A 26577-nucleotide genomic window follows, 5' to 3' on the forward strand; every position below is an offset into this window, starting at 1 on the left:
CGTCGCTGCAATCGGATTTCGGGATGACTCCTGACATGATTCCCGCGCATCGGGTCGAGACCGCGGTCGCCACAGGCGATATCCTCGGCGAAACGCCATTGTGGTGCGACAGCTCCCGCAAGCTGTGGTGGGTCGACATCGACCGGCGGCTGCATCAATCCTTCGATCCGGCGACAGGCGCGCATCAGGTTATTCCGTACGCATGCAACTTCCTCGGCAGTCAGGCCTTGACGGCGGATGGCTCCCACCTGCTCGCGCAGGATCTGAGGCTTTATCGCCGCGCGTTCGATGACGATCCTCCAGGTCAGCTCTGCGAGGTCGAAAGCGGCCTCGACAATCGCCTGAACGACGGGCGCGTCGACGCGCGGGGCCGGCTGTGGATCGGCACCATGGACAACCAGCTGCATCGGCCGAACGGAGCGCTGTATCGGGTGGACGCGGACGGCCGGACAACGCGCATGTTCGGCGATGTCATCGTGACGAACGGCATCGCGTTCTCGCCCGACAATCGCACGCTCTACTTCACGGACACGAGGCGTTACCGCACCTGGCAGTTCGACTTCGATCTCGATGACGGCGCGATTAGCAACAGACGGCTGTTCGCGGATTACAGCGCCTCCGGCGAGAGGCCCGACGGCGCGTGCATCGACGCTGCGGGCGGACTGTGGACCGCATTCTTCTCCGGCGGCCGGGTGGTGCGCTATCGGCCGGACGGCCGGATCGATACCGTCATTCCGGTGCCGGCGACCAATCCGACCTGCGTATGCTTCGGCGGAGCCGATCTGAAGACCCTGTTCGTGACGACGGCGAGAAAGTTTCTTGATCGCGAGCAACTGGGCCGCGAACCCCAGGCGGGTCATGTTCTGGCCATTGATGGCATTGCACAGGGACTTCCAGAGCATCGCTTCGGCAATTCATCCTGAGCGCCTGCCACCGAGACGTCGCGGCACATGACGCGACCAGGCATTCAAACAGCGGACATGATTTCTCGTTCTCGCGGCGCGTTTCGCCCGAGCTTTGCTTCGTCACTCCGCCCTCATATCCAAGAGGGCGCAGGGAAGGCCGGGTGCCGGCTGGCACCCGCGGTCCGCTGCGCGAAAAGCACACGCAGGAAAACCGCACAGCAGCATACAGGTGTAGCCAATCACTCGGCCTTCCCTGCGCGACGGTTGGACGGCTTATGCCGTGCTCTCCCGGGAGCCGAGTTCTCTTTGGCCTCCCTCGCCTCGCGAATTTGGATGATGCTGTCTGCCCGGTTGGGCTCGCACACACCTCCGCGAAAGCTTGACCGTAGCAACGACGGCCAGGACCACACGGTTTTGCCGTACGCACGGCCCGCCATTTCGCCGCAGTTTTTCCAGCCCTGTCGACGAAGCCGAAAACTTACAGGCGAGACGAAGCCTAGCAGCGCCGCTCGTCCGCACGCGGTTGCGGGCTCACAGGGTCTACCCGCCCTGCCCGCACCATCTCGTACCGACGCTGCCGCGTCCATCGCAAGCCCGGCTCGCAATCAAGACGACAACGAGATCGCCCCTCAAGGATGAGCCGGGATGAGCGACACATACGCCGTTTCCGAATTTCGGTAAAGTGGAATATTTTTGCGGAGAGGGATTGACGGGAGAAGGGTGTGTTGCCCGACGGGCTGGGTTGCCGCTTCCCTAGAGCAAGGGATTGGCCGTTTTCCACAGAGGTCTAATCACCGCGGACTGCCAGGGATTGCGTCACCGATACACGTTCTTATTTTGTTCGTTGGGTTAAGACTGCCCGCCATCTATTCCGGGCGCTTGACCGGGATCTGGCATCAATTTGCGGTGGACACCTGCGGGCGGTGTCGGAACTGTGTCGCGCCGTTCGTCTTGAGTCCAAGTCCCCTTATGGAGTTTTGCGTACCATGGCCCCCCGCGCGAACTGGAAAGGCTTTTTGCGTCTCTCGTTGGTCACCTGTCCCGTGGCGCTCTACCCAGCTACGTCGGAGAGCGAGAAGATCTCCTTCAACCAGCTCAACCGTCAGACCGGTCATCGGATCAAGTACCTGAAAGTCGACGCCGACACCGGCGACGAGGTGCCCAACGAGGACATCGTTAAGGGCTACCAGCTCGAGAAGGACCAGTTCATCGAGGTGACCAAGGAGGAGCTTGAGGAGATCGCGCTGGAATCCACGCGGACCATCGAGATCGATGAGTTCGTAGACAAGGCCGAGATCGATCCGCGCTACCTAATTCGCCCCTACTACATCCGTCCGGACGGAAAAGTCGGCCACGACGCCTTCGCGGTCATCCGCGAGACCATCCGCGAGATGAACAAGGTTGCGATCGGGCGCGTGGTGCTCACCAACCGAGAGCACATCATTGCGCTCGAGCCGATGGACAAGGGTCTGGTCGGCACCTTGCTGCGGTATCCCTACGAGGTTCGTAGCGAGCAGGAATACTTCGACGAGATCCAGGACGTCAAAGTGACGAAGGACATGCTCGATCTGGCCAGGCACATCGTGAACCAGAAGGCGGGATCATTCGAGCCGGAGAAGTTCGAGGACCATTATGAAAGCGCGCTGATCGAGCTCATCAACCAGAAGCGCACCGGCAAGCCGATCGTGCCGAAGGATCGGCCGAAAGGCGAGAACGTCGTCGATCTGATGGACGCGCTACGCAAGAGCGTCGGCGGGGCAGCAGCAAAGACCGAGGCTCCGAAAAAGCCTGCCAAGAAGACGAAGAAGGCTGCCGCGGCTCAGAAGGAGATGCTGATGCCGATCGCCGGTAAGAAGCTGGCTAAGGAAGCGGCGGCGAAGAAGCCGACAGCAGGGACGCGGCGGAAGTCGGCGTGAGATTGTGAAACATCCGGTGATACCCGATGGCAGTTTCGGACTGACATGGAAGAGGCCGCGCATGTCAAGGCTGAGCTGCGGCTCGGCACAGCGGGATGGAATGTTCCGCGAGTCTGCAAGGAAAGAGTTGGCGGGGTAGGTAGCCAGCTTGAACGCTACGCGCGGGTGTTGAACGCCACCGAGATCAACTCATCATTTCATAAGCCGCACCGGCGTTCGACCTATGAGAAATGGGCGAACGCGACGCCAGATGATTTCCGCTTTTCGGTAAAGGTGCCGAAGTCTGTTACTCACTCGTCACAGCTTGCGCAGGGTGAACTCGATCGGTTCATCGAAGAGAGCGCCGGACTTGGTGCGAAGCTCGGGGTTTTGCTCGTTCAGTTTGCGCCTCGCAAAATGTTCGTTGACTCCGATGCGGAGTTCCTGTTCCGCGCGCTGCAGGAAAAGACCTCAGCCGCTCTCGCGTGCGAGCCGCGTCACGTCAGCTGGTTTACGCCCGAGGTCGGCGCCTGGCTCGGGGAACGTCGGATTGCCCGTGTCGCCGCGGATCCGGCGCGGGGGACCGATGCCGACCTGCCGGGCGGGTGGCCTAGTCTGCGCTATTTTCGATTGCATGGAGCGCCGCGCATTTACTACTCCGCGTACGACGGGGCGTTCCTGCGATCGCTGAAGCTGCGGCTCGGTGCTGCGTCGTCATCTAGTGAGACCTGGTGCATCTTCGACAACACCGCAGCCGGCGCAGCGATCGAGAACGCACTAGACTTGCTCGCTTGAAGGGCCTTTTGGCAATAGTCCGCTGATATCCGTTACGTCGTCCAAGTTTGCCAAAGGCGTTTGAGGCTCGCACGCCATTCGAGCGGCGCGACAGCGCAGGGGACCTAATCGGGACGTGGCGGGCACTCCGGGCACGTATCGCCGATCGAATGCAAAACCTCGCGCACTTGCCCGACGGCCTGATCCGGAGATAAGCCCTCGGGTGGCTCCTGCCTGGCTATATCCAATGCGTGCTCGCGTGCATGCGGGTCGGCCCGGTCCTTCGCCCAGCCATGCTCCTCGCATTCGTGGATGGCGCCCGCCTCCTGCAGCACGCTGAGCGCCCAGCCCCGCAGCGTTCGGATCGCCGGCCGTCTTTCCTTCGTCATCAGCATCGAGCTTGCTCCTGCCCGGACGAATCGTTGGCCCGTCTTCTCGTTCCGAGCGGTTAGCACGCAGCAGGGATTCGCAATCGGCAGAGCTGAGGTTTGTCCCCGTGTTCCGCGGCTCTGGCACAATCGCGTCGGCTGCAGCACGGCTCAGCCGTAGGGTTCTGCCCGCTGAGAAGCGGCCACGCTTCGACTCCGGGCGCTAAACCGCTAAATGTACCCCGCCGTCTTCCCCTCCGCAGCGCGTAGCTTCATGCTCGCCAGCTTGCGAATTGGTGGGACTAATGTGGTACCAAGAGAGTCCGAGGATCGCAGGTTAGCAGGAAGTGCCTGATTTTTTGGTAGCGGGAGAGGGACTCGAACCCCCGACCCCAGGATTATGATTCCCGTGCTCTAACCAGCTGAGCTACCCCGCCACAGGGTCGCGAGGGCCGAAACAAGCCGACCTCGCGAACGCGCGGCATATAAGGAAGGGGGCGGCGGGCTGTCAATCCGAGTTTGGCAAAGCTTCCACCTTCGCCAAGGCTTCCGCCTTCGCTAAAGCTTCGGCGGGACATGTCGGCGGGGGATTTGGGCCTTTTGGCGCTGAATCCGTCATGGCCGGGCTGGTCCCGGCCATCCCGGCCGGCCACAAGAACGTGGATGCCCGGGACGAGCCCGGGCATGACGACGAGATTGGGATGCGGAACAGGCTCCGCCTACGCCAAGGCTTCGGCGCGACGAGCTATTTCGGCCGCACCGTCGGGTCGCCGCCGGGGCTGCCGGGGGGCGGGATGACGGGCATGGCGCCGTTCGTGCTGGGCGCCGGGGCGTGCATCTCGGGATCGACGCCGGAGGGCGGGCAGAGCACGCCGTCCGATTTTGCCAATTTGTCGCCGAGCGGTTCCCGGGACTGGCCGGTGGTGGTGCCGTCGGCCGAGCGGTTCGGGCGGTCCTGCGGCGTGCAATTGGTCGCATGCTGCGGGGATGGCGGCGCGGTCGCTTGCGGCGGCGTCGCCGGGGCGGGCGGAGCCTGCGCGATCGCGCTGCCGGAGGCGGCGATCAGGAGGCTGGCCAGAATGATGTTTGATGTCGTGCGCATGGGAGGGAAACGCGCGGGTCAGCCCGCGTGTTCCGCACCCCCGATCACGATTTGAGGTAGCGGATCAGCGAAAAGTGGCCCATCGGCGGCATCGGGCGGCGCTCGGCCAGCGTAACGCCGCCGTGTTTTGCGGCCCAGTCGACCAGGCGCTGCCATGGAAATTCCGGGCGCCAGCCGAGGCGGCGGGCGAGCGGCGCAAACGCGAGCTCGGAGACTTTGCGCAAACCTTTTTCGGCCCCGATGTGGTTGACCAGGATCAGCTCGCCGCCGGGCTTCAAGACGCGCATGAACTCGTCGAGCGTGCCTTCGGGATCGGGCACCGCGGTGATGACGTATTGTGCGACCACCGCGTCGAAGAAGTTTTCGGGGAAGGCGAGGTTCTTCGCGTCCATCACCGAGAGTACTTCGACATTGCTCAAGCGCATCGCGCGCACGCGCGATTGCGCCTTGCGCAGCATCGGCTCGGAGATGTCGACCCCGCAAATCTTCGTGGTGCGCGCATAGTCGGAGAGCGACAGCCCGGTGCCGACGCCGACGTCGAGGATGCGGCCGCCGATGCGATCGGCCTCGGCGATGGTCGACTGCCGGCCGGCGTCGAACACCTTGCCGAACACGAGATCATAGACCGGCGCCCAGCGGCCATAGGCCTTCTCGACCCCGGCCCGCGAGATGTCTGCTGCCATGCCCCCTGCCCTGCCTAGATTCTTATTTTGCGCATCATGCGCTTAGCCGCGGACCGCTTCTGCGAGCGGCCTCGTCGTGCTGCTTGCGGCCTTCGCGGCGGCGCTTTGAATGAAGCCGCCGCCGAGCACGCGGGCCTGGCCGCCAGGTGCGTCGTAGAACACGCAGGCCTGTCCCGGCGAAACGCCCTCTTCGCCGGCGACGAGCTCGACCTCGTAATGGCCGTTCGCGCCGCGCAGCCACGCCGGCTGGGGCGCGCGGGTCGAGCGCACGCGCACGAACATTTCGAGGCCATTGCCGATGGCGCGGTCGATGTCGCCATCGCCGATCCAGTTGACGTCGCGCAACACGATGCGGTGCATCTTCAGCGCCTCGCGCGGGCCGACGACGACGCGGCGGTTGGCGGCCTCCAGCCGCACCACGAACAGCGGCGCGGCGGCTGCGATGCCGAGGCCGCGGCGCTGGCCGATGGTGAAATTGGCGATGCCGTTGTGCCGGCCGAGCACGCGGCCGTCGAGATCGACGATGTCGCCGGGGTCCATCGCGTTCGGCCGCAGGCGGGTGATGATGTCGGTGTAGCGCCCGGTCGGCACGAAGCAGATGTCCTGGCTGTCGTGCTTGTCGGCGACGGCAAGACCGAAGCGCCGCGCCAGCTCGCGCGTCTCGGGCTTGGTCATGTCGCCGAGCGGAAAGCGCAGATAATCGAGCTGCTCCTGCGTGGTCGCGAACAGGAAGTAGCTCTGGTCGCGATCGGCGTCGGCGGCACACACCAGCGCGCGCGAGCCGTCGTCGCGGCGGCGCGAGGCAACGTAATGGCCGGTGGCAAGCGCGGTGGCGCCGAGCTCGCGCGCGGTCTTCAAGAGGTCGCGGAACTTGACCGAGCGGTTGCACTCGATACACGGCACCGGCGTCTCGCCGAGCGCGTAGCTGTCGGCGAAATTGTCGATGACGGATTCGCGAAAGCGATCCTCGTAGTCGAGCACGTAATGGGGAATGCCGAGCTTGGCGGCGACGTCGCGGGCGTCGTGGATGTCCTGGCCGGCGCAGCAGGCGCCCTTGCGATGGGTCGCCGCACCATGGTCGTAGAGCTGCAGCGTGATGCCGACAACGTCGTAGCCTTCCGCCTTCAAAAGCGCAGCCGTCGTCGATGAATCGACGCCGCCTGACATGGCAACGACGACCCTGGTATCCTCAGGACGGCCTTCGAGATCCAGACTGTTGAGCATGGGCCTTAAAGCGTTGTGGACGGCGGCGTTGGGCGATCCGCTGGGTGCTTCCGGCGGGACAAAGGCAATCCCCGGGAACCGAGAGTTCCCGAAGGGCGCGGCCTGCCCGGTCGAAAGCGGTTGAGAGCTCTCTCTTTAATATAGGCGGCCTTCCGGTGAAGCAATCACGGACCCCGCAAGGTTTACGGCAATTCTTGCCGGGGAGGCAGAAATGGCGGGGCTTTGGGAGGCTCCGCGGCGGGGCGCGAATTCGTCAACGCATTGATTTGATTGGATAAAATTCCTACCCACAAGGGTGGCCCGCTCCTTGCTACCTCTCATGGCGAAGATGTTTCCAAGGGGTTGCCTGTGGTCAGTCGAACGTCAGATGTCGTGGCAAGCGTGCAAGTCCCAAGCGCGCAGCAAAAGCCTGCCCGGTCGCAAGCGCCGAAAGACACGTCCAACGACTCCTTTGGCTCGCTGGTGGACAGCAACACCCAGGCGATCAGCGACAGCGCGGCGTCCTCCGTGCAGGACTCCCCGCGCCGCACCGATTCCTCGTCCTCCGCCTCCGACAAGAGCCCGCGCGATCGCTCAGCGAGCGACCAGTCCTCGCAGAGCAAGGCCAGCGACGACGCCAACAATTCCGCGCCCGCCAAAAACGACATCAAGAACGACGCCAAGAGCGACGCCAAGAACGACTCGACGGCTGATGCGGCCAAGGCTGATAGCAAGACCAAGGACAAGCCGGAGGCGTCCGACGCCAAATCGGCCGACAAATCTGCGGACAAATCCGACGAGACCAATGCGGACAAGGCCGGCGGCATCGATGGCCTCGCCGCCGCCGTCGATACCGCCGCCGCCGCGCAAGTCGACGCGACGCAGGCCGCCGTACCCGATCCGAATGCACTCGTGGTCGCCGTGCCGGTCGATTCCAACGCGGCTGCAAACCAAGCCGCCGGCTCCGCCTCCTCGCCGCTGACGATTGCCGCCGCCGGCATCGCCGCCAGCGCATCCATCGCAGCGCAGATCGCCGGCACCAAGACCGATACCGCGACGCCGGGCGACAAGAGCGCCAAGACCGCAAGCGCCAAGGTCGATGCCGACACCTCGGCAGTGCTGGCCGATGCCGCGACCGGGACCACCGATTCGACCGCGGCCGATGCCAAGACCAATGGCGGCCTGATCGCCGCCGTCGACCAGGGCACGCCAAAAACCTCGTTCAAGGCCGCAGTCACTGCGCAAGGCGCCAGCGACGTCTCCAATATCGGCCAGGACACCGGCAAGGCCAACGCCGCGCAGACCTCGGCGAGGGCAGCGTCCGCCAACGCGGCGCATCCGCACGCCGACAAGCCGCCGATCGACGCGAACGCGACCGACGCCAAGGCTGGGACTTCCGACCGCACCGCCGATGCGGCACCGGCGACGGCAGCACCGCATGCCCATGCGGGCACGCAGGCCGCTGTCTCCACCACCGACACCGGCGCGCAGGCGGCCTCGGCCGTGCAGGCGTCGCTGACCAATACGACTTCGGCCGCGACCGCATCGACCGCGACGCTCACGGCGACCGCAGCCACCAATACGGCCATTCCGATCACAGGCGTGCCGATCGAAATTGCCGCCGCCGCACGCGCGGGCAAGACCCGGTTCGACATCAGCCTCGATCCGCTCGACCTCGGCCGCATCGACGTCCGCATCAATGTCGACCGCAACGGACAGGTCACCTCGCATCTCACCGTCGAGAAGCCGGAGACGCTGCAGATGCTGCGGCAGGACGCGCCGCAATTGCAGCGCGCGCTCGACGATGCCGGCTTCAAGACCGGCAGCAACGGGCTGTCCTTCAGCCTGCGCGACCAGAATTCATCGGGCCAGAACTCCGGCCAGAACAACGACAATGGCGGCAATGCCCGCCGGCTGATCGTCAGCGACGAGGACGCAGTTCCCGCGGCCCCGGTCGGGCGCAGCTACGGCCGCATGCTCGGATCGAGCAGCGGCGTCGACATCAGAGTGTGAGGAGTATTCGATCATGACCACCACGAATGCCGCCACCGCCCCATCCGTCGTCTCGGGCACGACCGACCTGCCGAAATCCTCGTCGAACCCGAGCCTGGGCTCGACCACCGGCGCGACGCTCGCCGGCAATTTCCAGACCTTCCTGACGCTGCTGACGACGCAGCTGCAGAACCAGAACCCGCTCGATCCGCTCGACACCAACCAGTTCACCCAGCAGCTGGTGCAGTTCGCCGGGGTCGAGCAGCAGCTCAAGACCAACGACTCGCTGTCCCAGCTCGTCACCCTGCAGCAGACCACGCAGGCGACCCAGGCGCTGGGCTTCGTCGGCAAGACCGCCCTGGTCGACGGCACCACCGGGACCATGACGAATTCGTCGGCGACCTGGCATCTCAACGTGCCGAGCGACGCCACCGTCGACATCACCATCGCCAATGCCAGCGGCCAGACCGTGTTCACCGGCAAATACACCGCCGGCGCCGGCACCGACGTTCCGTTCACCTGGAACGGCCAGGGCAATGACGGCACGCAATGGCCCGACGGCAAGTACACGATCTCGGCCACGGGCAAGGATGTCGCCAACAACAATGTCGGCATCGCTGCGCAGGTGCAGGGCACGGTGTCATCCGTCGACCTGACCCAGTCGCCGCCGCTGCTGACCATCGACGGCGCCAGCTACACGCTGAGCCAGGTCAAGAGCATCATCGCGACGGCCAGCAATTAAAGGCGGAATGCCACTGGATAACGGTGTCGTCCTGGCGAAGCCAGACCCATTGCCACCGAAAGTCGCTTTGGTTCGTAACCCCGAGTCGTCGTAGCGACTCCTCCCTGGGGTAATGGGTCCTGGCTTTCGCCAGGACGACAATTGGGGTCTTGCAGCGTCGCGCGCAGGCCTCGTTCGTTAGTAAAGTATTTACGAACACCCCCTTCGGCCCGCCTGGACGCACCGTCCCGCCGGCCGAGTCGGCTGCGTTCCAGCCATTTTCAACGAGAATTGTATTGAAGCCTTAGGCTTAGCGGATTTTTAAGCCGGCGCGCGTAGGGTTCCTGAGTGAGTTCAGTGGTTGAGAGTTTGTGAGTACGCCATGACAGAACCCCATCGCCCGAGGGTAAAATACGTCATCGGGCCGGACGGTAGTCCGTTGACGATTGCGGATCTGCCTGCACCCGGCACCAAACGCTGGGTCATCCGCCGCAAGGCCGAGGTCGTCGCCGCAGTTCGTGGCGGTCTTCTCTCCCTCGAGGAGGCCTGCAGCCGTTACACGCTGACGGTTGACGAATTCCTCTCCTGGCAGTTTTCGATCGACCAGCATGGTCTGGCGGGACTTCGCACCACCCGTATCCAACAATATCGCCAGTAGGCAATCCGGAAATCTGCGGCTTTTGACGAAAATCGGCCTCGTCTTGCGAGGCCGATTTTTTTCATGCTCCGTTTTGGCGCGACTTTTGTCGCAGCTCTTAACCTTCGTTAACCATATCGAAACCATCACCTAGGCAATAATTGCCCAGTCGGCCTTTCCTGTGAAAGCAGCCGAATCTGTCGGGGCGGTTGCTTGCAAGGTCTTGCGGACTTTCTGAAGGGTATCGGAGCCGCCCGGTTCGGGGCGATGATCGCGGTCACCGCCGCGCTCGTCGGCTTTTTCGCGTTCGTCATCATGCGCGTCACCACGCCGCAGATGACGACGCTGTTCACCGACCTGAGCGTCGAGGACTCCTCGGGCATCATCAAGGACCTGGAGCGCCAGGGCATCCAGTTCGAGCTGCGCAACGAGGGCACCATCATCATGGTGCCCAAGGACAAGGTCACCCGGCTGCGGATGAAGCTCGCCGAGGGCGGCCTGCCCAAGGGCGGCGGCGTCGGCTACGAGGTGTTCGACAAGTCGGATGCGCTCGGCACCACCTCTTTCGTCCAGAACATCAACCATCTCCGCGCGCTGGAAGGCGAGCTCGCCCGCACCATCCGCGCCATCGACCGCATCCAGGCCGCCCGCGTCCATTTGGTGCTGCCCGAGCGCCCGCTGTTCTCGCGCGAGGCGCCGGAGCCGTCGGCCTCGATCGTGGTGCGGGTCCGCGGCGCGCTGGAAGCCCAGCAGATCCGCGCCATCCGCCACCTCGTCGCCTCGGCCGTGAACGGGCTGAAGCCGCAGCGGGTCTCGATCGTCGACGAGACCGGGCAGCTGCTCGCCGACGGCGCCCAGACCGATCCGGACCAGCAGATCGGCGACGAGCGCCGCACCGCCTTCGAGAAGCGGATGCGCAGGCAGGTCGAGGACATCGTCTCCTCCGTGGTGGGCACGGGACGCGCCCGGGTCCAGCTCTCCGCCGATTTCGACTTCAACAAGGTCACCCAGACCTCGGACAAGTACGATCCCGAAGGCCGCGTGCTGCGCTCGAGCCAGACCCGCGAAGAGCAGAGCATGACCGCCGACAACAACGGCCAGGTCACCGTCAACAACGAGTTGCCGGGCAACCAGCAGAACGGCGGCGTCGCGGCCAAGGACCAGAGCAAGAAGAGCGAAGAGACCAACAATTACGAGATCTCCCGCACCACCAAGACCGAAGTGACCGAGGCCGGCCGGGTTAACCGCATCTCGGTCGCGGTGCTGGTCGACGGCATCTACTCCAAGAACGAGAAGGGCGATCTGGCCTACCAGGACCGCACCAAGGAGCAGCTCGACCGCATCGCCACGCTGGTGCGCTCGGCGATCGGCTTCGACCAGAAGCGCGGCGACCAGGTCGAGGTGGTCAATCTGCGCTTTGCCGATGCCCCCTCCACCCCCCCGATCGCCGAGCCGAGCGGCTTACTCGGCATGCTCCAGTTCACCAAGGACGACGTCATGTACTTCGTCGAGCTCGGCGTGATGATGCTGCTCGGCCTGGTCGTGCTGTTCCTGGTGGTCCGGCCGCTGGTCAAGCGCATCCTGGCATCCGACGAAGTCGCAGCCGCCATCTCCGGCGCCCTCACCGGTCCGGCGAGCGACGAGGCCGCGCCTGCCAGCCAGGCGCTCTTGCCGAGCGGCGCCGCGAGCGCGATCGACGTCGCCACGGTCCAGGGCCAGGTCCATGCCCAATCCGTCCATCGCGTCGGCGAACTCGCCGAGCGCAATCCCAACGAGACCGTCGCCATCATCCGCCAATGGCTGACCGAACCCACGAAATAATCGAGAAGTGATCTGATATGGCCGCCGCCCTGCAAAACGCCAATTCCAACGACATCACCAGCGTGATCTCCACGCTCGGTCAGCGTGCGGGCAGCCGCGGAGGCGCGAAGAGCGAAGCGGTGGCGGGGCCGAAGCGCGCCGCGATCCTGATGCTGGCGCTCGGCGAGCAATATGGCGGCAAGATCTGGTCGCTGCTCGACGACGACGAGGTGCGCCAGCTCTCCCTGGAAATGTCGACGCTCGGCACTGTCGAGGTCGACACCGTGGAGGACATGCTGCTCGAATTCGTCTCGCGGATGTCGGCCTCTGGCGCGCTGATGGGCAATTTCGACGCCACCGAACGGCTGCTCCAGCAATACCTGGCCCCCGAGCGCGTCAACGGCATCATGGACGAAATCCGCGGCCCCGCCGGCCGCAACATGTGGGAGAAGCTCTCCAACGTGCAGGAAGAGGTGCTCGCCAACTATCTCAAGAACGAATATCCGCAGACCATCGCGGTGGTGCTGTCGAAGCTGAAGCCGGAACACGCCGCGCGCGTGCTCGGCATCTTCCCGGAGGACCTGGCGCTCGACGTCGTCAACCGCATGCTGAAGATGGAGGCGGTGCAGAAGGAGGTGATCGAGAGCGTGGAGAAGACGCTGCGCACCGAATTCATGTCCAATTTGTCACAGACCCGCCGACGCGACGCCCACGAGGTGATGGCGGAAATCTTCAACAATTTCGACCGCCAGACCGAAACGCGCTTCATCACCTCGCTGGAAGAGGACAACCGCGAATCGGCCGAGCGGATCAAGGCGCTGATGTTTACCTTCGACGACCTCGTGAAGCTGGATTCCGGCTCCGCCCAGACCCTGATGCGCAACGTCGACAAGGACAAGCTCGGCGTCGCGCTCAAGAGCGCCAACGAGGACGTCCGCAACTTCTTCTTCGGCAACATGTCCTCGCGTGCGGCAAAAATGCTCCAGGACGACATGGCGGCGATGGGCCCGGTCCGCCTGCGCGACGTCGACGAGGCTCAGGCGCTGCTGGTCAACCTCGCCAAGGATCTCGCCGCCAAGGGCGAGATCATGCTGACCAAGAACCGCGCCGACGACGAGCTGGTGTATTGATGGCCGCTCCGGCAAAATTCCTGTTCGACAACGACTTTGCAGCGCCCGACCGGACGCGCGAGAAGGCCGCCACCGCGGCCGAGATCGCCCAGAAGGTCGCGGAAGCCGAGGCGCGCGCCTATCAGGACGGCTTCGCCGCCGGCCAGCGCGAGGCCAAGGCCGAGAGCGACCGCCGTGTCGCGCTCGCCATGGAAGAGATCAACATCGCCATCCGCGGCATCGCTTCGGGCATCGGCAACATCGAATCCAAGATGGAAACCGAGGCGGTCGACGTCGCGGTCGCGGTGGCGCGCAAGCTGTGCGCCGATCTGGTCGCCGCCGAGCCGCTCGGCGAGATCGTCGCGCTGGTCAAGGACTGCTTCTCGCATCTGGTCGCGACGCCGCATCTCGTCGTCCGCATCAACGACGCGCTCTACGATTCCGCGCGCGAGAACATCGAGCGCCTGGCCAGGCAGAACGGCTTCGAAGGCCGGCTGGTGATTCTGGCCGAACCCGAGATTGCCACCGGCGACTGCCGGATCGAATGGGCCGATGGCGGCGTCGTGCTGGAACGCGCCGCCATCACGGCCAAGATCGACGAAATGGTGGGACGCTATGTTGCGTCCCGCAGGGGGAGTTAAGCCATGAGCGACACTGACGGACAGGTCCCGCTGCCCGATCTCAACGGCCCGATGCCGCCTACCGGCACCGACGTCGGCTACAACGAGGACGAATACGCGACGCGCGCCGCCGCCGACCTCGAGGCCGTGTTCGACGTTCCGGTGCAGGTCTCGGCCGTGCTCGGCCGCTCCAAGATGGACGTCAGCGAGCTGTTGAAGCTCGGACCCGGGACCGTGCTCGAGCTCGACCGGCGCGTCGGCGAGGCCATCGACATCTATGTCAACAACAAGCTGGTCGCCCGTGGCGAAGTCGTCCTGGTCGAGGACAAGCTCGGCGTGACCATGACCGAAATCATCAAGACTGAACGCGCCTAAAGCGACGACGCGCGGCAGCGCGACCAGACGGACAGGAGACTGATATGCGGCTTCTCATCGTTGGCACATTGAAGGGCCAGCTCACCACCGCCACCAAGATCGCGATGGCGAACGGCGCCACCGTGACCCACGCCGAGGATAACGAACAGGCAATGCGCGTGCTGCGCGGCGGCAAGGGTGCCGACCTGCTGCTGGTCGACGTCGCCCTCGACATCCGCGATCTCGTGATGCGGCTCGAGGCCGAGCACATCCACGCGCCGATCGTCGCCTGCGGCATCACCAACGACGCCCGCGCCGCGGTCGCCGCGATCCACGCCGGCGCCAAGGAATACATCCCGCTGCCGCCGGACCCGGAACTGATCGCGGCGGTGCTGGCTGCCGTCGCCAACGATTCCCGCGAGCTGGTCTATCGCGACGAGGCGATGGCCAAGGTGATAAAGCTCGCGCAGCAGATCGCGGGCTCGGACGCTTCGGTGATGATCACCGGCGAATCCGGGACAGGCAAGGAAGTGCTGGCTCGCTACGTCCACACCCGCTCGGCCCGCGCCAAGCGCCCGTTCATCTCGATCAACTGCGCCGCGATCCCCGAGCATCTGCTGGAGTCCGAGCTGTTCGGCCACGAGAAGGGTGCCTTCACCGGCGCGATCGCCCGCCGCATCGGCAAGTTCGAGGAGGCAACCGGCGGCACGCTGCTGCTCGACGAAATCTCGGAGATGGACGTCCGCCTGCAATCGAAACTGCTCCGCGCCATCCAGGAGCGCGTGATCGACCGTGTCGGCGGCACCAAGCCCGTCCCGGTGGACATCCGCATCATCGCGACCTCGAACCGCAACCTGGTGGACGCGGTGCGCGAGGGCACGTTCCGCGAGGACCTCTTGTTCCGGCTCAACGTCGTGAACCTGAAGATCCCGCCGCTGCGCGAGCGTCCCGCCGACATTCTCGAGCTCGCCCAGCACTTCGTGAAGAAATACGCCGAAGCCAATGGCGTGCCGATGCGCCCGATCTCGGCGGAAGCGCGCCGGGTGCTGTCCACCAACCGCTGGCAGGGCAACGTCCGCGAACTCGAAAACACCATGCACCGGTCAGTCCTGATGGCGCAGGGCGACGAGATCGGCGCCGATGCGATCCTCACGCCCGACGGCGACCGCCTCGACCTCGCCAAAACCGTGCCGGCCGTGGCCCATGCCACCATGGCCGCCGAGCAGGTGACGCGGGCCCTGGTTGGCCGCACCGTCGCCGACGTCGAGCGTGACCTGATCCTGGAGACGCTGAAGCACTGCCTCGGCAACCGGACCCATGCCGCCAATATCCTGGGCATCTCGATCCGTACGCTGCGCAACAAGCTCAACGAATATTCCGACGGCGGCATTCCGATCACGCCAGCGGGAACGCCGGGTGAATATCCACGCATGCCGATGGTGGGGGCGTAGGCGCTCTACGCTGACTGAGAGAAACGAATGCCCGGGCTGGTCCCGGGCATTTTTCTTTGAGAAGAACGCAAAGCAGTCACCACAATCCGTGGCTTCCGGCGAAAGTCAGGATCCATTACTCAGTGCGAACGGTAAGCCACGCCGACCCATTCGGAGCTACTCTTCCGCCGCGTGAAGCAGTTCACAATCAAACCACAACAAGATGGTTAAAGTCCTCGAGCCGCGCGACGTGATGTCGGGCAGAGCCGCATTGGTCTCGCGAAACGTCCTTTACATCGAAAGGGCATCCCATGAAGAACTCGTCGTGGACCATCTTCCGCCTCTCATTGATTGTAACGCTGCTCGCAGCGTCGGCGCCGCTTGCGCGCGCCGACGTGATCATGGATTGGAATGCAAAGGCCGACGCGATCGCCACTGAAAAGCAAATCCTTCCAGCGCCCCACAGCCGTGCCTTGTCTATGATGCACGTCGCGATGTTCGAGGCGGTCAACGCGATCGATCGCCGGTACGCGCCTTACAAGCTTGCCCTATCCGCGGATCGTTCGACGTCGCGGGAAGCTGCGGCCGCAGTTGCGGCTCACGACGTGCTGCTGTCGCTCTATCCGGACCTCAAGCCGGAGCTGGATGCGGCGCTGACGAGTTCTCTGGTGCCGATCGCCGACGGCGAGTCCAAGATCGCGGGCATCGGCCTCGGCAAGGAGGCCGCGATGCAGATCATCGCGCTTCGTGAGAACGATGGCAGCGCCGCCCTTGAAACTTACCGGCCCCTGACAACGGCGGGTGCCTACGTTCCGACGACCGTCCCGCTGTTCTCGATCGCGGGCGCGACGACGCCCTGGGTCATGACGTCCGGATCTCAGTATCGCCCCGGCCCGCCGCCGGCGCTCGGTTCAGAGCTGTGGACCCGGGACGTCAACGAAATCCGCGAGGTCGGCAGCCGAACAAGTGTGATCCGGACGCCCGAGCAAACCACGGTCGGTCGATTTTGGTTCTTTGTCGGTGCCCGCACCTACAATCCGATCGTGAGGCAGGCGGCAACGGCCAAGGGCATGGATCTCGTCGACTGCGCCCGGCTGTACGCGCTGACGTCAATTGCCGGCAACGACGCCTTCGTTGCCGTTTTCGACGCGAAGTACCACTACAATTTCTGGCGGCCGATCACGGCCATACGCAACGCCGACCTGACATCGAACGCAGCGACGCCTCGCGACGCATCCTGGCTGCCGCTGGGGGACACGCCGATGCATCCGGAATATCCCTGTGCTCACTGCATTACGTCGGCAGCGATTTCGACCGTGCTCCAGACCATCGTTGGAGATTTCGGCGAGTTCTCGGTGACCAGCCCCACGGCACCAGGCGTCACCCGCAAATGGACGCGGCTCCAGGACTATAGCGACGAAGTCTCCAACGCCCGTATCTGGGCCGGCTTTCACTATCGGTTCTCGACCGAGATCGGCAAGGAGATGGGCCGGAAGATCGGCGCGCTGACCGTCGCCACGCAGCTTCGCGGCGTGGAAGCGATGGCGGAGCCGAGGCGTTAGCCGGTTGCCACACGCTCAACTTCGTTCTGGCGAAAGCCGGGACGACGTGGAAGGCACGGTGCGTCCAATTCCGTGGACCGGCGACATGGCCGCACCGCGTTCTCCGACTAGGTCACACCGGCGCTAGGCCCTATATCCCGCGTGAGAACCACGCGAGGGTCAACATGTCTCAAGCTCAAATCACGGACTGGCTGGCGACGCAGCGGCAGGCGATGATCGACCTGCTGCGCGATGTCGTGAACATCGATTCCGGGTCGTATGACAAGGAAGGCGTCGATGCGGTCGGGGCGCGGTTCGAGCGGCATTTCGCCGAGCATAGCATTCCGTTCCGGCGCGAAAGCCATGCCACATTCGGCGATGCCATCCATGCCGAAGTCGCAAAGCCCGGCAGCAACGAGAAGCCGGTGCTGTTGATGGGACATCGCGACACCGTGTTCGGCAAGGGCGAGGCCGGACGGCGCCCGTTCACGATTCAAGACAGGCGCGCCTATGGTCCGGGTGTCGCCGACATGAAGTCCGGCGTCGTCATGAACATCTTCGTGGCAACCGCCTTCCACAAATTCGGCGGCAACCCGCACCCGATCAAGCTGCTGATCACCTCGGACGAGGAGATCGGCTCGCCCTCCTCGCGGCCGGTGATCGAGCGCGAAGGGCGCGCCGCGCGCGCCGTGTTTAATTCCGAGCCGGGCCGCCCGACCGGCAATATCGTCACGGGGCGCAAGGGCGGCATCTTCATGCATGTCGCTATCACCGGCAAAGCCGCGCATTCCGGCGCCAATTTCGCCGCCGGCGTCAGCGCGATCGGCGAGCTCGCGCACAAGATCGTCCATATCCACGCGCTGACTGATCTCGACAAGGGCATCACGCTCAATGTCGGCCTCGTCTCGGGCGGGCAGTCCGTCAACACGACGGCGCCTTACGCCGAAGGACAGATCGACCTGCGCTACGTCGATCCGGCGGACCGCGCGAGGGTGATGGCCGCGATCGAGACCATCATCGCGACGTCCTACGTTCCTGGCACCAGCGCGACGCTGACGGTCAAAGGCGAGTTCGTGCCGGTGGTACAGAGCGCCGATTCAAGGGCGCTGTTCGAGAACTATCAGGCCGCCGCAAGGCAGGCCGGCCTCACCACGCTCCAGGGCGAGTTCTCCGGCGGCTGCGCCGATTCCGGCTTCACCGCCGCGGTCGGGACACCGACCATCTGCGGGCTCGGCCCGGTCGGCGGGCTCGCGCACACGCCGGAGGAATATCTCGAGCTCGACAGCATCGTGCCGCGCGCACAGGCGCTGGCGCTGGCGATCTTGCGGGGGTAAAAACAGGTGCCGCGCCCGCCCGCGAAAACCTCACGAATAGCTCGGCGCATCCGGCCTGCGGAAGATCTGGATGGGATCGCCCGGCACGATCGGATGGCCGCTGAACATCGCATAGGCATAGAGCGCGAGATAGGCGATCGCGAGCGCGCCGACCGCATAGAAGGCCCAGGTCGCGACGCGTTTCATCATTGCGCTCCATTGCTGTCCCGGCGGGAGGCTCAGGCAGCGCTTCTAGAGCGATGAGGAGGAAAACGCCAGCCTGCACGGCCTGTCGCCGGCGGCGATCAATTGCCGCGCCGGACCTGGGTGGGAACGCTGACGTCCGCAAGCCGGAGTGCGTCTTCGTCCTGATCCACCGCCACGTACTGGCCGTGCCAATAGGCCAGCGCAGCGTTGCGGGTCGAATTCCTGACGTCTCTGACACGCCCGATGATGATCCCGTGCGAATGGCGCTCGAAGATCTCCTCGACCTCGCAATCGACGGCGGACAATGCGCCAACCAGCAGCGGAACACCCGAGACCGCCGTCACCCATCTGGCGCCCGCGAAACGATCGGCACCCTTGAGCCCGCCCTTGCCGGCAAAGCGCTCGGCGATGTCGAGCTGATCGGCCGCGAGGATGTTCACGCCGAAGGCGCCGTGGCGCCGGATCAGCGGGAAGGAGGAGGCGTCGCGGTTGATGCTGACGATCAGCGTCGGCGGATCGACCGAGAACGAGCTGACCGAGGTGACGGTCATGCCGGTGATCTCCTTGCCCCGTCCGGCGGTGATGACGCTGACGCCGCCGGTGAGATGGCGCATGGCGCCGCGGAAATCGGCGGAGGAGACGACATTTTCGGTCATGAGATCGCGGGGCACTACATTCATGGCATCGTCCCCCAGCGGGGGTCCCTCTCTATTTAGGTACGATCGTCCGCCGACAAAAGGTGGCTCAGGATCGAGCCTTCGAGACCCGCGAGCTCGGCCGAGCCGCGTTCGCGGGGCCGGGCCGTGTTAACCACGACGTCGTGGGCGATGCGCCCTTCCTCGATCACCAGCACCCGGTCGGCCAGCGCGACCGCCTCGGCGACATCGTGGGTCACCAGGATCGCGGTAAAGCCCTGGTCGCGCCAGACCCGCTCCAGCAACCGCTGCATCGAGATGCGGGTCAACGCGTCCAGCGCGCCAAGCGGCTCGTCGAAGGCGAGCACACGGGGACGCGAGACCAACGCGCGGGCAAGAGCTACGCGCTGCTTCTGGCCGCCCGACAGTACCGAGGGCCACTGGTCGCGCTTGTCGGTCAGTCCGACTTCGGTCAACGCCTTATCGGCGCGTGTATGCGCATCACTGGATGAACGATCGCGACCGAGGCCGACCTCGACATTGGAGACCACGCGGGCCCAAGGCAACAGCCGCGGCTCCTGGAACATCACGCGAATATCCTCGGGCTTCACGGCGTCGCCGAGCGAGATACTGCCGGCGTCGAACTTCTCCAGGCCCGCGATGAGGCGCAGCAGCGTGCTCTTGCCGCAGCCGCTCTTGCCCACGATGGCGACGAACTGGCCGGCAGGGATGTGCAGGTCGATGCCGCGCAGCACCTCGTTGTCGCCGTAGGATTTGCGCAAGCCGCGGATGCTGAGCGGCAGGCCGCTCGTTTGCACTGGGCGCTCCTCGCGCACGACGCGGGCGTGAGGCGCGAAATGGGAACGGCTGGCGAGTTCGGTGTCCGGAAGGGAGGTACGAAGGGCTGTCTGCATGTGATTCCCAGTATGTCTGCTCAGCGTTTCCAATAAGCGGGGTGCCAGGAGAGCGTCAGGCGCTCCAGCACGCGGGAGGCGCTGTCGGCGAGCTTGCCCAGCAGCGCGTAGATCAGGATCGAGAGCACCACGACGTCGATCAGCATGAACTCGCGCGCCTGCATCGCCATGTAGCCGAGCCCCGAGGACGCCGCGATGGTCTCCGCGACGATCAGGGTCAACCACATGATGCCGAGGGCGAAGCGGATGCCGACGAAGATCGAGGGCAGCGCGCCCGGGAAGATCACGCGGCGGAACAGCTCGCCGTCGCTCATGCCGTAGATCCGCCCCATCTCGATCAGCTGCGGGTCGACGGTGCGGATGCCGTGCAGCGTGTTGAGGTAGATCGGGAAGAACACGCCGAGCGCGACCAAAAACAGCTTCGCGCTCTCGTCGATGCCGAACCACAGGATGACCAGCGGGATCAGCGCCAGATGCGGCACGTTGCGCACCATCTGCAGCGTGGTGTCGGTGAGCTTTGACGACAGCTGCGACAGGCCATTGGCGAGGCCGAACGCAAAGCCGATGCTGCCGCCGATCAGGAAGCCGATCGAGGCGCGCCAGAACGAGACCCAGATGTTGCGAACGAGCTCGCCGGAGAGCAGCAGCTTCCAGCCCGCAAGCAACACGTCGCTCGGCGCCGGCAGCACCCGCGTCGGCACGAAGCCGGTGACGCCGGCGACCTGCCAGATCGCGATGATGGCGAGCGGCACGATCCACTGGATCAGGCCGTCCACGCGCGGCAGCCGCAAACCGCGCGGGAGCGAAACGTTGTCGATCAGGCTCATGATTGCGATACCTGCTGCTGCGGACGATAATCGCTGCCGACCGTTTCACCAAAAGGACCACCGTTGAAGTGAAGCCTGGTCACGTTGCTGGGCTGCTCCAGCGAGAGCAGCGGGAACACCAGCTCGGCGAAACGATAGGCTTCCTCCAGATGCGGGTAGCCCGACATGATGAAGGTATCGATGCCAATGTCCTGATACTCCTTGATACGGGCCGCGACCGTCTGGGCGTCGCCGACCAGCGCCGTGCCGGCGCCACCGCGCACGAGGCCGACACCGGCCCATAGGTTCGGAGCGATCTCGAGCTTGTCGCGCTTGCCGCCGTGAAGCTGCGCCATGCGCTGCTGGCCAACCGAATCCATCCGCTCAAAGTTCTTCTGCGCGGTCGCGATGGTCTCGTCGCTGACATGTTTGATCAGCTCATTGGCCGCTCGCCAAGCCGCGTCATTGGTCTCGCGGACAATCACGTGGAGCCGGATGCCGAAGGATAGTTTTCGACCGCGAGCTGCTGCGACCTCCCTCACCCTCGCGATCTTCTCGGCGACCAAGGCCGGCGGTTCGCCCCAGGTCAGATATTTGTCGACGGTGTCGACGGCGACGTCGATTCCGGCATCCGACGAGCCGCCGAAATAGAGCGGCGGACGCGGCGACTGCACCGGAGGAAACAGCAGCTTGCCGCCTTCGACATGGATGTGCTTGCCCCCGACATTGACGGTCTTGCCGGCGAGCAGCTCGCCATAGACGTTGAGGAACTCGCGGGTGACCTCGTAGCGCTCGTCATGGGCGAGGAAGATGCCGTCGCCCTTGTTCTCGACGGGATCGCCGCCGGTGACGACGTTGACCAGGAGCCGGCCGTTGGTGATGCGGTCCAGCGTCGCGGTCATGCGCGCGGCCACGCTCGGCGATTGCAGGCCGGGCCTGACCGCCACGAGATAGCGCAGCCGCTCGGTGAACGGCGCGACCGAGGAGGCGACGATCCAGGAATCCTCGCAAGACCGCCCGGTCGGCAGCAGCACGCCGAAATAGCCGAGCTGGTCGGCGGCCTGCGCGATCTGGCGCAGATAGTTGAAATTGACCTCGCGGCCGCCGATGCCGGTGCCGAGATAGCGGCCGTCGCCATGGGTCGGCAGGAACCAGAGGATGTTGGCGTTCGCTTGCTTGCTCATTTGTTTGCTCATGATCCTGGCTTCCGGGCCAGGTCGGAAATCTTGATGGATTTGGGAATCAGGTTGAGCGCGAAGAACGCGTCCGCAACCTGCTGCTGATTGGCGATGACGGCATCGGTCAGCGGCTTGATGCCGTAGGATTGCCGCTTCAGCGCGACCTCGACCACCGGGACTGACAGGCCGATGGACGGCGCCAGCTGCTCGGCAACTGCGTGGATGTCGCCCTTGGCCCAGTCATCGACCGCGCTCAGCTCGGCCAGCACGGCGTCGACGATCCTCGGATTGGTTTCGAGGAATTTCTTCGAGGAGAAATAGAACTGGTAGTTGGCGACGATGCCGGTGCCGTCGGCGAGCGTGCGGGCGCCGGTCGCGGCTTCCGCGGCGGCCTGGAACGGATCCCAGATCACCCACGCATCGACCGCGCCGCGCTCGAAAGCGGCGCGCGCATCGGCTGGTGCGAGAAACACCGGCTCGATCTCGGAATATTTGACGCCGGCTTTCTCCAGCGCCTTGACCAGGAGGTAGTGGACATTGGAGCCCTTGTTGAGCGCGACCTTCTTGCCTTTGAGGTCGGCGACCGATTTCAGCGGGCTGTCTTTTGGCACCAGGATCGCCTCGCCCTTCGGCGCCGGCGGCTCGTAGGCGACATACTGGATCGGCGCGCCGGCGGCTTGCGCGAAGATCGGCGGGGCTTCGCCGGTGTTGCCGAAATCGATCGCGCCGATATTGAGCGCCTCGAGAAGCGGCGGGCCGGAGGGGAATTCGGTCCACACCACCTTGTAGCCGTCGGCAGCTAACTTCGGCTCCAGCGTGCCCTTGCTCTTGAGCAGCACCAGCTTGCCGTATTTCTGGTAGCCGATGCGGACGACCTTGTCCTGTCCGTAGGAGGTGCCGACCGCGGCGGCGACGATGCCGATCGACAGCACGATGGCCGCGATCAGACGCTGGATGATACGCCTCATGTTCAAACCCTTTGAGATGGGGAGATTGGTTGGCACGATCAGGCTGCCGGGTTGCGCCAGACGATGTCGCGGATCACGATCGGCTTCGGGATCAGGCCGAGCTTGTGGAAGCGGTCGGCGACGCCCTGCTGGGTCGTGACGATGTCGTCGGTGACCGGGCCGACCACGAAATTCGCGCGATTGGCGGCGAGGGTCTGGATGTCCAGCGGGACGCCGGTGATCGCGGCGAGCGATTTGGCGACCTCGTCGCGGTGCTGTTCGGCCCATTGACCAGCCGCGGTCGTCACATCGATGATCTGCTGCAGGATGGCGCCGTGATTCCTGGCGAAATCGCGGTTGGCGATGAAGAAGGAATTGGTCTTGGTGACTTCGCGCGCATTGATCAGGATGCGGCCGCCCTGCTTGGTCTCGCCGATCGCGAAATACGGATCCCAGATCGCCCACGCCTCGATGCTGCCATTGGCAAAGGCAGGCCCGGCATCCGGCGGCGTCAGATAGACCGGCGTGATATCGGCATAGGTCAGGCCGGCTTTCTCGAGCGTCTGCACCACGATGTTGTGGGCGCTGGAGCCCTTGGTGAAGCCGACGCGCTTGCCTTTCAAGTCGGCGATGCCGCGGATCGGCGAATCCTTCGGCACCAGGATGCCCTGCCCGTTGGTGATGGGCTGGCCGGCGGCATAGACGATCGCCGCGCCCGCGGCCTGGGCGAACACCGGCGGGGAGTCGCCGACCGCGCCGAAATCGATGCTACCGACATTCATTGCCTCCATCATCGGAGGCCCCGACGAGAACTCGACCCATTTCACGTCGATGCCCAGGGGCGCGAAATGCTTTTCCAGGACGGCCTGCTGACGCGTGATAACCAGCACGCCGGTCTTCTGGTAGCCGACACGAATGTCCTTCACCGCGCCTTGTGACGTTGCTTGCGCGTTGGCGTGCGAAACGAATGCGGCGGCCGCCGCAGTTCCAACGGATAGTTTGAGAAAATCCCGACGTTGCATCCGACACTCCCGGCCGCGTGCGGCCGTCCTTCATTCGTGCTCGGGAATGATGGGGCGGCTTATCGGAGGTGTCGAGACGCGCGGAAAAATAGCGATGCATGCACTGCGCACGTGGCGGAGCGCATGATTAATCTTTCGATCCACGGAGCGAACGCAGGGGATATTTTTCCGCACGCGAATGTGAAAAACGCACGCAACCGAGCCGAGAAATTAAAAATCGCGAAAACAACCCCATGCACAGTAGCCGGGGCGCGCGAAAACAATGACTTACGCTTATCCGAAATTGACCTTGACTCGTCGGGCAAAACAGGAGCAGGATGGCATCGTGGCGGCGTTGCGGATGGACCGGTCCCTGCCGGCCTAATGCAGCCATCTCACCGGTAGATTCTGCAGCCCGCGAAAGGCCCATCCGCCGATCCGTACCGGCTCGTCGTCGGCGATCTCGAGCCGGCCGGCACGGGCGAACAAGGTCGGCAGTGCGACGTCGGCAATCATGGCGCGCGAGGCCCAGGCGCCGGCGCAGAAATGCGGACCGGCGCCGAACGCGACGCTCTTGGCCGTATCATGCCGCACGTCGAACTGGTCGGCGCGCTCAAAATGCTTCTCGTCGCGGTTGGCGGAGCCGAACATGAGGAATACGCGTTCATCGGTTTCGAACGCGACGTCGCGGATCGTCCACGGCTTTGCGATGCGCCGCGGCGACATGCCGATCGGCGAGATCCAGCGGGCATATTCCTCGAAGGCCTGGAGCCACGTCACCTCGCCCTTGCGCACGAGATCGAGCTGGTCGGGATGGGTCAGCAGCGCCCACACCGTGCCGGCGATCGCCTTGCGCGGCTCGTTCTGGCCGCCGGAGATCGCGAGCTTGACGTTGGCGCGCACGCTCTCCATCGCCATGCCGGACGCGAGGAGCACGCCGAGGATACTCTGGTCGGGATGCTTGCGCATCACCGGCAGGATGTCGTCGATCGCGGCATCGATGCCCGACGTCGCCGCATGGCAACGCGCCTCGACGGCCGCGTCGCCGCTGTAATTGGCGATGCCCTCGATCATGCCCTGTGACCAGGCGTCCATGTCCGCAAAGCCGATATTGGTGAGGCCGGTGATCGACTTCAGGCATTCGCCTGAGAACGGCAACGCGAAGTCGCGCATGAAATCGATCCGCCCGGGCGCGATCGCGTCGATGATGCGATCGGCATGGGCCTGGAACAGCGCGGCCCAGTGCGCCTTCACCGTCTTCGGCGACACCGTTGGAAACATCGCGCGGCGCTCGACCTGATGCGCCTCGCCGTCCTTGCGCATCATGTTGTGGCCCATCAGCCGGTTCATCAGGCCCGCGGGCTGGTGCGAGGAGAACACGTCGATCTGCTTCTCGGAGATCGAGATATCGTCGCGGCTCGTCAGCAGTGTCGAGCCGAGCTGCGGCACGAAGGCGATCGGCGCCTCCTTGCGCATCGTTGCCAGCATCGGATATGGATCGGCCCAGAATGCGGCCGGGTCGATGTCGATGCGCGGCGCGGTGCTCAAGCTTCGCTCCATTGCTGTTCGCCACCGAGGTTAGCGGCTTCAGGAGGCGCCGTCTGTCCCCAGCGATTGGGACAGCTTCAGTTCAGGCCGCGCGGGCCGGCGAGCAGGCGCAGCACGATCGCAAACAGCTCGCTTTGTGACGAGATGCCGAGCCGCTCATACGCGCGCTTGCGATAGGTTAGCGTCGAATGCAGGCTGATGCCGAGCGTCTGCGAGATCGCCTCGGAGCTGAAGCCGGAGAGGATGCGCCGGCAAACGTCCTGCTCGCGCGGGGTGAGGCTGGCGAGCGGCGCGCGCGTCGCGAAGAGCGCGGCGAGAGACTGCTCGGTCGTCGCAGCCGAGCCGTGCTGGAAATGGCGTGCCACGCTCGCACTGATGGCCGGTGCGATGGCCTGAAGCCGCGCACGCTGGGGGGCGCTGAAGCGGCCCTGGACAGCGATGCGATAGAAATTGACGTAGAAGCAGGTGTCGTCGACCCAGATCGCGGTCGCGCATTTGTCGACGATGCCGGAATCCACAAAGAACATTTTTCGGTAGCGGGCGCCGTACATGCGCGGCGCGAAGGCGGGCAGCACGAGCGTGGCGCGGCCCTCGCCTTCGAACAGCGCATCGCGGTTGGGATCGGATTGGTGGAACTGGCCGGCATAGGCAGCGCCGAGATCGCCGCCGATCGGGATGTTGCCGGCATCGAGCAGGCAGTGTGCGGCGCCCGCGTGGCTCAGCGCGAACACCATGCAATGCCCGACCCCGGCCTGCCGACGCAACGTCTCGATCAGGACATCAGGGAAATCCGGGCGACCGATGGCAAGCACCGCGGGCGTGACATCCCCAGCTGCCGGATTTGCGGGCGTCCCGCGAGGGCGCATCGTTTTCTCCCCATCGCCTTTTGACGAA

The 26577-nt window shown here is 64.7% G+C and carries 26 protein-coding genes and 1 tRNA gene; 13 read left to right on the forward strand and 14 right to left on the reverse strand.

The annotated features are described in order from the left end of the window. Positions 1-23: 23 nt before the first annotated feature. From ACIPUD_RS34220 to ACIPUD_RS34230, 3 genes are all read left to right on the forward strand, one after another. Positions 24-923: an SMP-30/gluconolactonase/LRE family protein gene (locus ACIPUD_RS34220; protein ID WP_204512182.1), complete on the forward strand. Its 900-nt coding sequence runs from the start codon at positions 24-26 to the stop codon at positions 921-923. A gap of 968 nt (positions 924-1891) precedes the next feature. Beyond that, positions 1892-2821 (forward strand): non-homologous end joining protein Ku, encoded by a 930-nt coding sequence (gene ku / locus ACIPUD_RS34225; RefSeq protein WP_018453912.1) that lies wholly within the window; start codon positions 1892-1894, stop codon positions 2819-2821. A gap of 45 nt (positions 2822-2866) precedes the next feature. Further along, complete coding sequence (locus ACIPUD_RS34230) at positions 2867-3595, forward strand: DUF72 domain-containing protein (protein ID WP_446482412.1); 729 nt, start codon at positions 2867-2869, stop codon at positions 3593-3595. Between the two features lie 104 nt (positions 3596-3699). Here the strand turns inward: ACIPUD_RS34230 and ACIPUD_RS34235 are convergent, their stop codons facing one another. The 5 genes from ACIPUD_RS34235 to mnmA all read right to left on the reverse strand — a co-directional run bounded on the left by ACIPUD_RS34235 (position 3700) and on the right by mnmA (position 6951). Continuing rightward, positions 3700-3969 carry a hypothetical protein gene (locus ACIPUD_RS34235; protein WP_018453910.1) on the reverse strand — a complete coding sequence of 90 codons (270 nt, stop codon included), beginning with the start codon at positions 3967-3969 and terminating at the stop codon, positions 3700-3702. 333 nt (positions 3970-4302) lie between these two features. Further along, positions 4303-4379: transfer RNA gene (locus ACIPUD_RS34240), tRNA-Met, on the reverse strand. Between the two features lie 308 nt (positions 4380-4687). Further along, a complete protein-coding gene (locus ACIPUD_RS34245) occupies positions 4688-5044 on the reverse strand; it encodes a hypothetical protein (RefSeq protein WP_063994841.1) in 357 nt (118 codons plus the stop codon). A gap of 44 nt (positions 5045-5088) precedes the next feature. Then, positions 5089-5727 carry a class I SAM-dependent methyltransferase gene (locus ACIPUD_RS34250; protein WP_446482413.1) on the reverse strand — a complete coding sequence of 213 codons (639 nt, stop codon included), beginning with the start codon at positions 5725-5727 and terminating at the stop codon, positions 5089-5091. Between the two features lie 42 nt (positions 5728-5769). Further along, positions 5770-6951, reverse strand: a complete 1182-nt coding sequence (mnmA, locus tag ACIPUD_RS34255) for a tRNA 2-thiouridine(34) synthase MnmA (protein ID WP_018453891.1) — start codon at positions 6949-6951, stop codon at positions 5770-5772. Positions 6952-7299: 348 nt separating this feature from the next. Between mnmA and ACIPUD_RS34260 the strand changes: the two genes are divergently transcribed. The 10 genes from ACIPUD_RS34260 (at position 7300) to ACIPUD_RS34305 (ending at position 18468) form a co-directional block, all read left to right on the forward strand. Then, positions 7300-8943, forward strand: coding sequence for a flagellar hook-length control protein FliK (locus tag ACIPUD_RS34260; protein ID WP_446482414.1), 1644 nt, complete (start codon positions 7300-7302; stop codon positions 8941-8943). Between the two features lie 13 nt (positions 8944-8956). Then, positions 8957-9664: a flagellar hook assembly protein FlgD gene (locus ACIPUD_RS34265; RefSeq protein WP_018453889.1), complete on the forward strand. Its 708-nt coding sequence runs from the start codon at positions 8957-8959 to the stop codon at positions 9662-9664. A 361-nt stretch (positions 9665-10025) separates the two neighbouring features. Beyond that, positions 10026-10301: a CtrA inhibitor SciP gene (gene sciP / locus ACIPUD_RS34270; protein ID WP_002714638.1), complete on the forward strand. Its 276-nt coding sequence runs from the start codon at positions 10026-10028 to the stop codon at positions 10299-10301. 192 nt (positions 10302-10493) lie between these two features. Continuing rightward, positions 10494-12101: a flagellar basal-body MS-ring/collar protein FliF gene (gene fliF / locus ACIPUD_RS34275; RefSeq protein ID WP_446482415.1), complete on the forward strand. Its 1608-nt coding sequence runs from the start codon at positions 10494-10496 to the stop codon at positions 12099-12101. A 17-nt stretch (positions 12102-12118) separates the two neighbouring features. Beyond that, positions 12119-13210: a flagellar motor switch protein FliG gene (fliG, locus tag ACIPUD_RS34280; RefSeq protein WP_085395130.1), complete on the forward strand. Its 1092-nt coding sequence runs from the start codon at positions 12119-12121 to the stop codon at positions 13208-13210. Then, the gene (locus ACIPUD_RS34285; protein WP_018453885.1) at positions 13210-13830 is read left to right on the forward strand and encodes a FliH/SctL family protein; all 621 of its coding nucleotides are present in this window, start codon (positions 13210-13212) and stop codon (positions 13828-13830) included. The genes fliG and ACIPUD_RS34285 overlap by 1 nt, the downstream gene beginning before the upstream one ends. 3 nt (positions 13831-13833) lie before the next feature. After that, positions 13834-14184: a flagellar motor switch protein FliN gene (gene fliN / locus ACIPUD_RS34290; protein WP_007596160.1), complete on the forward strand. Its 351-nt coding sequence runs from the start codon at positions 13834-13836 to the stop codon at positions 14182-14184. Between the two features lie 44 nt (positions 14185-14228). Further along, positions 14229-15614: a sigma-54-dependent transcriptional regulator FlbD gene (flbD, locus tag ACIPUD_RS34295; RefSeq protein ID WP_026232617.1), complete on the forward strand. Its 1386-nt coding sequence runs from the start codon at positions 14229-14231 to the stop codon at positions 15612-15614. 290 nt (positions 15615-15904) lie between these two features. Beyond that, entirely contained in the window at positions 15905-17155 is a 1251-nt protein-coding gene (locus ACIPUD_RS34300; protein ID WP_018453883.1) for a vanadium-dependent haloperoxidase, read from the forward strand. 164 nt (positions 17156-17319) lie between these two features. Next, the gene (locus ACIPUD_RS34305; RefSeq protein ID WP_446482416.1) at positions 17320-18468 is read left to right on the forward strand and encodes a M20 family metallopeptidase; all 1149 of its coding nucleotides are present in this window, start codon (positions 17320-17322) and stop codon (positions 18466-18468) included. A gap of 30 nt (positions 18469-18498) precedes the next feature. Here ACIPUD_RS34305 and ACIPUD_RS34310 read toward each other — a convergent pair whose 3' ends face one another. The 9 genes from ACIPUD_RS34310 to ACIPUD_RS34350 form a co-directional block, all read right to left on the reverse strand. Further along, positions 18499-18657, reverse strand: coding sequence for a hypothetical protein (locus tag ACIPUD_RS34310; protein WP_018453881.1), 159 nt, complete (start codon positions 18655-18657; stop codon positions 18499-18501). Between the two features lie 95 nt (positions 18658-18752). Then, positions 18753-19334: a flavin reductase family protein gene (locus ACIPUD_RS34315; RefSeq protein ID WP_446482417.1), complete on the reverse strand. Its 582-nt coding sequence runs from the start codon at positions 19332-19334 to the stop codon at positions 18753-18755. A 32-nt stretch (positions 19335-19366) separates the two neighbouring features. Continuing rightward, the gene (locus ACIPUD_RS34320; protein WP_446482418.1) at positions 19367-20203 is read right to left on the reverse strand and encodes an ATP-binding cassette domain-containing protein; all 837 of its coding nucleotides are present in this window, start codon (positions 20201-20203) and stop codon (positions 19367-19369) included. 20 nt (positions 20204-20223) lie between these two features. After that, positions 20224-21030, reverse strand: a complete 807-nt coding sequence (gene ssuC / locus ACIPUD_RS34325) for an aliphatic sulfonate ABC transporter permease SsuC (RefSeq protein WP_085359394.1) — start codon at positions 21028-21030, stop codon at positions 20224-20226. Further along, on the reverse strand, positions 21027-22193 hold the full coding sequence (gene ssuD / locus ACIPUD_RS34330) for an FMNH2-dependent alkanesulfonate monooxygenase (RefSeq protein WP_446482419.1): 1167 nt from the start codon (positions 22191-22193) through the stop codon (positions 21027-21029). The genes ssuC and ssuD overlap by 4 nt, the downstream gene beginning before the upstream one ends. A gap of 8 nt (positions 22194-22201) precedes the next feature. Next, complete coding sequence (locus ACIPUD_RS34335) at positions 22202-23155, reverse strand: sulfonate ABC transporter substrate-binding protein (RefSeq protein WP_446482420.1); 954 nt, start codon at positions 23153-23155, stop codon at positions 22202-22204. 38 nt (positions 23156-23193) lie between these two features. Then, positions 23194-24156 carry a sulfonate ABC transporter substrate-binding protein gene (locus ACIPUD_RS34340; protein WP_446482421.1) on the reverse strand — a complete coding sequence of 321 codons (963 nt, stop codon included), beginning with the start codon at positions 24154-24156 and terminating at the stop codon, positions 23194-23196. A 360-nt stretch (positions 24157-24516) separates the two neighbouring features. Then, positions 24517-25683 (reverse strand): cytochrome P450, encoded by a 1167-nt coding sequence (locus ACIPUD_RS34345; protein ID WP_446482422.1) that lies wholly within the window; start codon positions 25681-25683, stop codon positions 24517-24519. A gap of 77 nt (positions 25684-25760) precedes the next feature. Next, entirely contained in the window at positions 25761-26549 is a 789-nt protein-coding gene (locus ACIPUD_RS34350) for a helix-turn-helix transcriptional regulator (protein WP_446482423.1), read from the reverse strand. Between the last annotated feature and the right edge of the window lie 28 nt (positions 26550-26577).

It is taken from the genome of Bradyrhizobium sp. CAR08, assembly GCF_052871955.1.